The 8,555-nt window shown below is 66.1% G+C and carries 9 protein-coding genes; 3 read left to right on the top strand and 6 right to left on the bottom strand.

All coding sequences use genetic code 11. The features are described 5' to 3' along the window. Window positions 1-10 precede the first annotated feature (10 nt). Together AC0L3P_RS34605 and rsmI are read right to left on the bottom strand one after the other, a co-directional pair. Window positions 11-412: a YraN family protein gene (locus tag AC0L3P_RS34605; protein WP_473308715.1), complete on the bottom strand. Its 402-nt coding sequence runs from the start codon at window positions 410-412 to the stop codon at window positions 11-13. Beyond that, a complete protein-coding gene (gene rsmI, locus AC0L3P_RS34610) occupies window positions 399-1,349 on the bottom strand; it encodes a 16S rRNA (cytidine(1402)-2'-O)-methyltransferase (RefSeq protein ID WP_473308716.1) in 951 nt (316 codons plus the stop codon). The genes AC0L3P_RS34605 and rsmI overlap by 14 nt, the downstream gene beginning before the upstream one ends. Before the next feature lie 351 nt (window positions 1,350-1,700). Between rsmI and AC0L3P_RS34615 the strand changes: the two genes are divergently transcribed. Further along, window positions 1,701-2,954: a penicillin-binding protein activator gene (locus AC0L3P_RS34615; protein WP_473308717.1), complete on the top strand. Its 1,254-nt coding sequence runs from the start codon at window positions 1,701-1,703 to the stop codon at window positions 2,952-2,954. 121 nt (window positions 2,955-3,075) lie between these two features. Here the strand turns inward: AC0L3P_RS34615 and hemW are convergent, their stop codons facing one another. The 3 genes from hemW to rph are packed head-to-tail and all read right to left on the bottom strand — an operon-like array spanning window position 3,076 to window position 5,577. Beyond that, on the bottom strand, window positions 3,076-4,230 hold the full coding sequence (gene hemW / locus AC0L3P_RS34620; protein ID WP_354064236.1) for a radical SAM family heme chaperone HemW: 1,155 nt from the start codon (window positions 4,228-4,230) through the stop codon (window positions 3,076-3,078). Next, entirely contained in the window at window positions 4,217-4,852 is a 636-nt protein-coding gene (gene rdgB / locus AC0L3P_RS34625) for an RdgB/HAM1 family non-canonical purine NTP pyrophosphatase (protein WP_473308718.1), read from the bottom strand. The genes hemW and rdgB overlap by 14 nt, the downstream gene beginning before the upstream one ends. An 11-nt stretch (window positions 4,853-4,863) precedes the next feature. After that, window positions 4,864-5,577, bottom strand: a complete 714-nt coding sequence (gene rph, locus AC0L3P_RS34630) for a ribonuclease PH (RefSeq protein WP_027514789.1) — start codon at window positions 5,575-5,577, stop codon at window positions 4,864-4,866. Window positions 5,578-5,758: 181 nt separating this feature from the next. Here rph and hrcA point away from each other — a divergent pair, with 181 nt between their 5' ends. Both hrcA and grpE read left to right on the top strand, forming a co-directional pair. After that, entirely contained in the window at window positions 5,759-6,847 is a 1,089-nt protein-coding gene (gene hrcA / locus AC0L3P_RS34635; protein WP_007598483.1) for a heat-inducible transcriptional repressor HrcA, read from the top strand. A 96-nt stretch (window positions 6,848-6,943) separates the two neighbouring features. Continuing rightward, entirely contained in the window at window positions 6,944-7,558 is a 615-nt protein-coding gene (grpE, locus tag AC0L3P_RS34640; RefSeq protein ID WP_275168934.1) for a nucleotide exchange factor GrpE, read from the top strand. A 76-nt stretch (window positions 7,559-7,634) separates the two neighbouring features. Here the strand turns inward: grpE and pncA are convergent, their stop codons facing one another. Next, window positions 7,635-8,357 (bottom strand): bifunctional nicotinamidase/pyrazinamidase, encoded by a 723-nt coding sequence (gene pncA, locus AC0L3P_RS34645; RefSeq protein WP_473308721.1) that lies wholly within the window; start codon window positions 8,355-8,357, stop codon window positions 7,635-7,637. Between the last annotated feature and the right edge of the window lie 198 nt (window positions 8,358-8,555).

Consider the following 8,555-nt stretch of genomic DNA (forward strand, 5'->3'; position numbering starts at 1 on the left):
GGTCTGCCTTTCAGGTCGAGGCGTCGAATGCCGCCAACACATGGCGTGGAAGTGACCGCGGCGCAATCAGCATGGCATCGAATCGCATTTCAAATTCCGCATGCTCGGGATGCGCGACGAGCCAGCCTTGCGCAGCATCGATGATGCGCTGCTGCTGGCGCGGCGTCACGGCGAAGGCGGCGTCGTCCAGCGTCGCGCGCGCCTTGACCTCGACGAAAGCGATCAAATTGCGGCGGCGCGCCACGATGTCGATCTCGCCATGCGGCGTGCGGAAGCGCTTGGCGAGGATACGGTAGCCCTTGGCCATGAGATAGGCCGCGGCGCGGCTTTCCGCGGAGATGCCCGTGCGAAACGCGGCGACGCGCTCGGGCGAAGCGATTTTCGGTTCCGCCGGAACGTTAGTCTTCGCCATCGCCGCCCCGCAGATCTTTGGCAAGCTCGAGCGCGCGGGCATAGACCTCGCGGCGCGGCCGGCCCGAGAGCGCGACCGCATGCGCCACCGCATCCTTGACGCTGTTGGCGGCGAGCTGCTCGCGCAGAACGTCGTCGAGCGCATCCGATGTCAGCATCTCGGCATCCGCCGCAGGCGGAGCGATCACCAGCACGAATTCGCCGCGCGTCTCCAGCGTGTCGGCATCGCGCGCGAGCTCATGCAGCGTGGCGCGAGAAATCTGCTCGTGCAGTTTCGTCAGCTCGCGGCAGATCGCGGCTTCGCGGGTCCCCATGATCTCGGCAAGCTCGGCGAGCGTGTCCTGCACGCGGTTGCCAGAATCGAACATCACCAGTGTCGCGTCGATTCGCGCAAGCTCGGTCAGGCGCGACCGCCGCGCGGCCGATTTGGCCGGCAGAAAGCCCTCGAAGAAGAAGCGGTCGGTCGGCAGCGCTGCGACCGACAGCGCCGCCAGCACCGAGGACGGGCCGGGCAGCGCGTAGACGGCGTGGCCGGCAGCGCAGACCTCGCGCACCAGCTTGTAGCCGGGGTCCGAGATCAGCGGCGTGCCGGCGTCCGACACCAGCGCGATCGAGCCGCCCTGCGAAAGCCGCTCCAGGATCTTTGGGCGGGCCGCTTCCGCGTTGTGCTCGTGATATTGCTTGAGCTGCGCGGAGATGTCGTAGCGCTCGGTCAGACGCCGCGTGATGCGGGTGTCCTCGCAGGCGATGACATCGACCCCGGCGAGGGTCTGCAGCGCCCGCAGCGTGATGTCACCGAGATTGCCGATGGGGGTCGCGACCAGGTGCAGGCCCGGCGCGGCCTTCGGCGCCGCAAGCCGATGGGCGTCGATGGAGAAACCGCGCGAGGCGGGCTCCATCGTCTCAGGTGTATTTATCGGGGACGGCTTTGCGCGCATAATCAGACGAACTTAGGCATGATCCCCGAGGCTGGGAACCGGTCCCCGGAAAAAGATCGTGCCTGGGTAAGGGGCGAGGCAAGGGGCGAGGAAGGACTGGAATGTGATCCATTCGGCATCACATTCCGACGGGAATGAAGCGTCAGCGCCATATTCGCGGCGGAAACGCCGCCTTGATGCTGGGTGACGGACGGCGGACAGCTAGCAGAACTTGAGAGGAAGCCGCGTTAAGCGGGCATTATCCTTTTGTTTGAGTTAACTATTTGCCGACAATATGCCTGAATCCATGGCTGGTGTCGTGGAAAGAATATCGTGAGCGACTGGCGACGGTCGGTCAGAAGAGAAACTGTCATGACGGGCCCACGTGATCCCAGATCTTCCTTTTCGGAGGAGTCTCCCGTTCAGGGGCCCCTGATATCGGGGGCAACCCGGCGAAGCGCGCTCGGCCTGTTGCTCGGTACGCCGCTGCTGTCGGCCTGCGCCGGCGTGCAGCAGAGCCTGAGCCAGTTCTCCAATCCGTTCAGCAGTTCCTCCCCGCCTCCGGCCCAGCCGGCCGGCCCGCCGCAGCAGGCAACGACCGCCGGCACCGGCGGGGTGAAGGTTGCCGTGATCCTGCCGCTCTCGGCATCCGGCAATGCCGGCCTCGCCGCGCAGTCGATGCGTAACGCCGCCGAGATGGCGCTGGCCGAGTTCCAGAATCCCAACATCCAGCTCCTGATCAAGGACGACAATGGCAGCCCGCAGGGCGCGCAGGCGAGTGCGCAGCAGGCGGTCGATGAGGGCGCCGAGATCATCCTGGGGCCGCTGTTCGCGCAGTCGGTGCCCGCGGTGGCGCAGATCGCGCGCACGCGCGGCATCTCGGTGATGGCGTTCTCGACCGATTCCAGCATCGCCGGCCGCGGTGTCTATCTGCTGAGCTTCCTGCCGGAGTCGGACGTCAACCGCATCGTCGAATATTCCGCCAGCATCGGAAAGCGCTCCGTCGCTGTGCTCGTGCCTGACAATGCCTATGGCAATGTGGTCGAGGCCGCGGTGAAGGCGGCGGTGCCGCGCCGCGGCGGACGCATCGTCGCGTTCGAGAAATACGGCGCCGATCGCGCCACGCCGGCCCGGACCGTGGCGCAGCAGCTCGGCAGCGCCGATGCGCTGTTCATCGCCGATGATGGCGACGCCGTTGTCTCGGTCGCCGATGCGATGAGCGCGGCGGGTGCGAACCTCCGCAATATCCAGCTGCTCGGCACCGGCCTGTGGGACAGTCCGCGCGTCTATGCCAGCTCCAGCTTGCAAGGTGGCCTCTACGCCGCGCCAGACCCGGCCGGCTTCCGCGCCTTCTCGGGCCGCTATCGCACCAAATACGGCGCCGAGCCCGTGCGCACCGCAACGCTCGCCTATGACGCCGTCGCCCTGGTCGCCGCGCTGGCGCGTACGCAGGGCACGACGCGCTTTTCGTCGGACGTGCTCACTAATCCCTCCGGCTTTGCCGGAATCGACGGCCTGTTCCGCTTTCGCGCCGACGGCACCAACGAGCGCGGCCTCGCGGTAATGAAGGTCACGACCGGCGGCGGCGTGGCCGTGGCGGGCTCGCCGAAGAGTTTTGGAGCGTAGCTCAAGACGACGGTGCCGTAGGGTGGGCAAAGGCGCGCTTTGCGCGCCGTGCCCACCATCTTTCTGCACATGTGGTAAAAATGGTGGGCACGCTTCGCTTTGCCCACCCTACGGCAGCTCGCTACGCCGCCAGATCCGCGACCACTGCGTCCAGCACCGGAAAACCGCTGCTGGTCACGCGCAGCCGACCCGTTGCATCCACCGTGATCGCGCCTTCTTCGCGCAGCAGCGTGATGCGCTTGGGATCGAGCGAGCGGCCTGACAGTGCGCGGTAGCGCTCGGGGTCGATGCCCTCGGCGAGGCGAAGTCCCATCAGCAAAAATTCGTCGGCGCGCTCTTCGCTGTTGAGGAGGTCGTCGGTGACGTTGCCGTGGCCGTTGGTCTCGACCCGCATCAGCCAGGCTTCGGGACGCTTTTCGGTGGCGGTTGCGTGCCTGATACCATCGATGTCGAGCCGGCCATGGGCGCCGGGGCCGATGCCGGCATATTCCTCGCCGCGCCAGTAGACCAGATTGTGCCGGCACTCGGCGCCGCGCCGCGCGTGATTTGAAATCTCGTAGGCGGGCAGGCCGAGCTTGTCGCAGGTCTCCTGCGTAACGTCGTAGAGCGCGCGTGCGATCGCTTCATCCGGCGTCTTCAGCTTGCCGGCCTGATGCAGGCCGAAGAACGGCGTGCCTTCTTCGATCGTCAATTGATAGAGCGACAGATGCTCGGCTGCCTCGTCGATCGCGAGACGCAATTCATCGGCCCACATCGCCGGCGTCTGGTCGGGACGAGCGTAGATCAGGTCGAACGAATAACGATCGAACGAGCGGCGCGCGATGGCGACGGCATCGAGTGCCTCGCGCGCGCTGTGCATGCGGCCTAGCGCCTTCAGCGAGGCATCGTCGAGCGCCTGCACGCCGAGCGAGACGCGATTGACGCCGGCGGCGCGATAGCCGGCGAAGCGCGTAGCCTCGACGCTGGTCGGGTTTGCCTCCAGCGTGACTTCGACGTCTTTCGCCACGGTCCAGTGCTTGCCGATGGCGTCGAGCACAGCGCCGACGGTTGCGGGCTGCATCAGCGAGGGCGTACCACCGCCGAGAAAGATCGAGGTGACTTCGCGGCCGGGCGAACGTTGCGCGGTCGTTTCGATCTCACGCGCGAATGCCGACGCAAACCGCGCCTCGTCGATCGCGGCATGGCGAACGTGGCTGTTGAAGTCGCAATAGGGGCACTTCGACAGGCAGAACGGCCAGTGCACGTAGACGCCGAAGGCTTCCTTAGCGCGGCTCAAGGCAGATCTCCGCCAGTTTCACGAAGGCGCGGGCACGGTGCGACAGGCCGAGACCGAGCGGCGGCAGGCCGTGCTTCTCGATGCTCTCCATCTCGCCGAAGGTGCGGCTGTGGCCGTCGGGCAAAAACATCGGGTCATACCCGAAGCCGGCGGTGCCGCGCGGCGGCCACACCAGCGTGCCGTCGACGTGCGCCTCGACCTCTTCGAGATGATCGTCGGGCCATGCAACGCAGAGCGCGGAAACGAAGTGCGCCTTGCGCTTGGCGGGCGTGGTCGCGCCGCGCTCCTGCAACAGCCGCTCGATCCGTGCCATCGCCGCGGCAAAATCCTTGTTCGGCCCGGCCCAGCGCGCCGAGTAGATGCCGGGCGCGCCGTCGAGCGCGTCGACCACGATGCCGGAATCATCGGCGAAAGACGGCAGCTTCGTCGCCTGCGCTGCCGCGATGGCCTTGATCGCGGCATTGCTGCGGAAATCGTTCCCGGTCTCTTCCGGCTCGGGAAGGCCTAATTCGCCGGCTGACACCGCGTCGATGCCGTAAGGCGCGAGCAGCTCCTTCATCTCGGCGAGCTTGCCGGGATTATGGGTCGCGATGACGAGCTTTCCGGTGATTCGGCGATGCATCGGCCTATTGACTACGCTACCGCCAGTTTCTGCAAGTCCACGAGACGCGCGACGCCCTTGCGCGCCAGCGCCATCAGCGCCAGGAACTCGGCTTCCGTGAACGGCTCGCGTTCCGCGGTGCCCTGGACTTCGATGATGCGGCCATCGCCCGTCATGACGAAATTGGCGTCGGTATCGGCTTCGGAGTCCTCGGCATAGTCGAGGTCGAGCACGGGCGTGCCCTTGTAGATGCCGCAGGAGATCGCGGCGACGTTGTCGCGCAACACATTGGCTTTGACCATGTTGCGCGCCTTCATCCAGGTGATGCAATCGGCGAGGGCGACCCAGGCGCCGGTGATCGAGGCCGTGCGGGTGCCGCCGTCGGCCTGCAGCACGTCGCAATCGACCGTGATCTGGCGCTCACCGAGCGCTTCGAGATTAATGATGGTGCGAAGCGAGCGGCCGATCAGGCGCTGAATTTCGACGGTGCGGCCGCTCTGCTTTCCGGCGGAGGCCTCGCGGCGGGTGCGTTCCGAGGTCGCGCGCGGCAGCATGCCGTATTCGGCGGTAACCCAGCCACGGCCTTGGCCCTTCAGCCATGGCGGCAGGCGGTCTTCCAGCGTGGCGGTGACCAGCACGTGGGTGTCGCCGAATTTCACCAGGCACGAGCCTTCCGCATATTTGACCACGCCGCGCTCCAGCGTTACGGGGCGCAATTCGTCGGGCGCACGGCGGCTTGGCCGCATGGGAAATCCTCCAAAACTCTCGGAAAGGGGCTGTTGGCGGTGCTTGTAGGTGGGGTGAGGGTGGGCGGCAAGGGGGAAGATCGAGGCCTTATTCACCCCCGATTTTCAATCCGCGAACGCCACGCTTGTCAGAAGCCCCAGGGATAGACAAATTACCTGTATCTGAGAGGAGTTACCGTCTGTGGCCCATCACGATCCGATCCATCTGATCGCGCCGCGCGCGGGCCTCGCCCAGCTCAACGAGCGTTCCCGCGACATCTTTCGTCAAATCGTCGAAAGCTACCTCGCGACGGGGGAGCCGGTGGGCTCGCGCAATATTTCGCGCCTGATTGCCATGCCGCTGTCGCCCGCCTCGGTCCGCAACGTCATGGCAGACCTGGAACAGCTCGGCCTGATCTACGCCCCGCATACCTCCGCCGGCCGGCTGCCGACGGAACTCGGCCTGCGGTTCTTCGTCGACGCCCTGATGCAGGTCGGCGACCTCAATGACAGTGAACGGCAGGCGATCCAGAGCCAGTTGACCTCCGTGGGCCACGCGCAATCGGTCGAGGCTGCGCTCGAGGAGGCCTTGACGCGGCTCTCCGGCCTGACCCGCGCAGCCGCCGTCGTGCTGACGCCGAAATCCAATGCGCGGCTGAAACATATCGAATTCGTCCGCTTGGAACCGGAAAAGGCATTGGTGATCCTGGTCGGCGAGGACGGGCAGGTCGAAAACCGCGTGTTGACGCTGCCGCCGGGGGTTCCATCCTCGGCGTTGACCGAAGCCGGCAACTTCCTCAATGCACGTATCCGTGGCCGGACCCTGGCCGAGGCCCGGCTGGAGCTCGAGACCGCGCTCGGAGAGGCGCGGACCGAGCTCGATCAGCTGACGCACAAGGTGATCTCGGCCGGCATCGCCAGCTGGTCGGGCGGCGAAAACGAGGATCGCCAGCTGATCGTCCGCGGCCACGCCAATCTCCTCGAGGATTTGCATGCGCTGGAGGATCTCGAGCGCGTTCGCCTGCTGTTCGACGATCTCGAGACCAAGCGCGGCGTGATCGACCTGCTCGGCCGGGCCGAGACCGCGGAAGGCGTGCGGATCTTCATCGGTAGTGAGAACAAGCTGTTCTCGCTGTCGGGCTCGTCCACCATCATCTCGCCCTATCGGGATGCCGCCGGCCATATCGTCGGCGTTTTGGGCGTGATCGGGCCGACGCGGCTGAATTATGCCCGTGTGATCCCGACCGTGGACTACGCTGCCCGCATCGTCAGCCGGCTCCTGGGGGGCTGACCGGCGTCTCTCCCGATCACGGGCGCTTGATTTTCGGCGCCCGAAGCACGATATCCGGGCCAGAAACCCCCTGAGACGAATGCGAAAAGAGAGCCGATGACCGATCGAGACCGGCAACCCGAAGACACGAGTGCTGCGGCCGGCGAGCCCGTGGTGTCAAAACCCTACATCATGCCCGACGATCCCGAGCCCGGCTCGGTCGAGCTCCTGCAGAAGGAAGCCGCCGAGGCGCGCGACCGCATGCTGCGGACGCTGGCCGAGATGGAGAATTTGCGCAAGCGCACCGCCAAGGAGGTCGCTGACTCCAAGCTCTACGGGGTCACCGGCTTTGCCCGCGACGTGCTCGACATCGCCGACAACCTCCAGCGCGCGCTCGATGCCGTTCCGGCCGAAGCCCGTGCGGCGGCCGATGCGGGCCTGGCCTCGCTGATCGAAGGTGTCGAGCTGACCGAGCGCTCGCTGCTCAGCGCGCTGGAAAAACACGGCGTGAAGAAATTCGACCCCTTGGGCCAGAAGTTCGACCCGAACTTCCAGCAGGCGATGTTCGAGGTGCCCGATGCGTCGGTGCCCGCAGGCACCGTCGTGCAGGTCATGCAGGCCGGCTACACCATCGGCGAGCGCGTGCTGCGTCCCGCCTTGGTCGGTGTCGCCAAGGGCGGCGCCAAGGCTGCGCCCGCCAACAGCAACGAGCCGAACGGCGCGGCCAACTGATCGATCCTCATGGTGAGGAAGCGCGCGCGAAGGGCGCGCTCCTCAGGATGAGGGTCTGGCAGTTCGGTCGCGCCTGTTACGCGCTCGCCGCGATATCCGCGGACTGAATCCGCTTCACGCCGGCCTTGGCCATATCGGCCCAGGCTTTTGCGAGCGAGCCCTGATTGTCGATGCCGCGGCAGGCGTCTTCCACCACATAGACCTCGAAGCCCGCCTTGCGCGCGTCGAGCGCGGTCCAGGCGACGCAGAAATCCGTCGCCAGCCCCGCGACGAACACACGCTTGATCTTGCGCCCCTTCAGATAGCCGGCAAGGCCGGTCGAGGTCTTGCCGTCGGCTTCGAGGAAGGCCGAATAGCTGTCGACGTCCTTGTGAAAACCCTTGCGGATGATGAGCTCGGCGTGCGGGATCGCAAGGTCCTTCGACAGCGCGGCGCCGTCGGTGCCCTGCACGCAATGGTCGGGCCACAGCACCTGCTTGCCGTAGGGAAGGTCTACGGTCTCGAACGGCTTCTTGCCGGCGTGGACTGACGCGAAGGAAATATGGCCCTGCGTGTGCCAGTCCTGCGTCATCACCACGTTCGAAAATGCTTTCGAGATCTTGTTGATGACGGGCACCACCTGCTCGCCTTCCTTCACGGCAAGGCTGCCGCCGGGAAGGAAGCAGTTCTGTACGTCGATCACGAGCAGCGCGGATGCATCGTCCGGCTTGATCGATGCCGCTGCCAGACTTGCGGTTGGCGCGAGGGCCACGAGAGCGCTCGTCCCGAGCGCCGCCAAGATTTGTCGCCGATCCAGCATCATTCGCCTCCCTCCAGGATGAACTCAACGGAAGGGGAGCCTAGTTCCGTTCGTATACGAACAGAAGCCCGAAAATGCAGCCAGCTTTGGTGAGTCGTTGGGCTGCTGACCGGATATCGTCGTGGGGGGGGGGGGGGGGGGGGGGGGGGGGGGGGGGGGGGGGGGGGGGGGGGGGGGGGGGGGGGGGGGGGGGGGGGG

It is taken from the genome of Bradyrhizobium sp. WSM4874 (assembly GCF_055811835.1).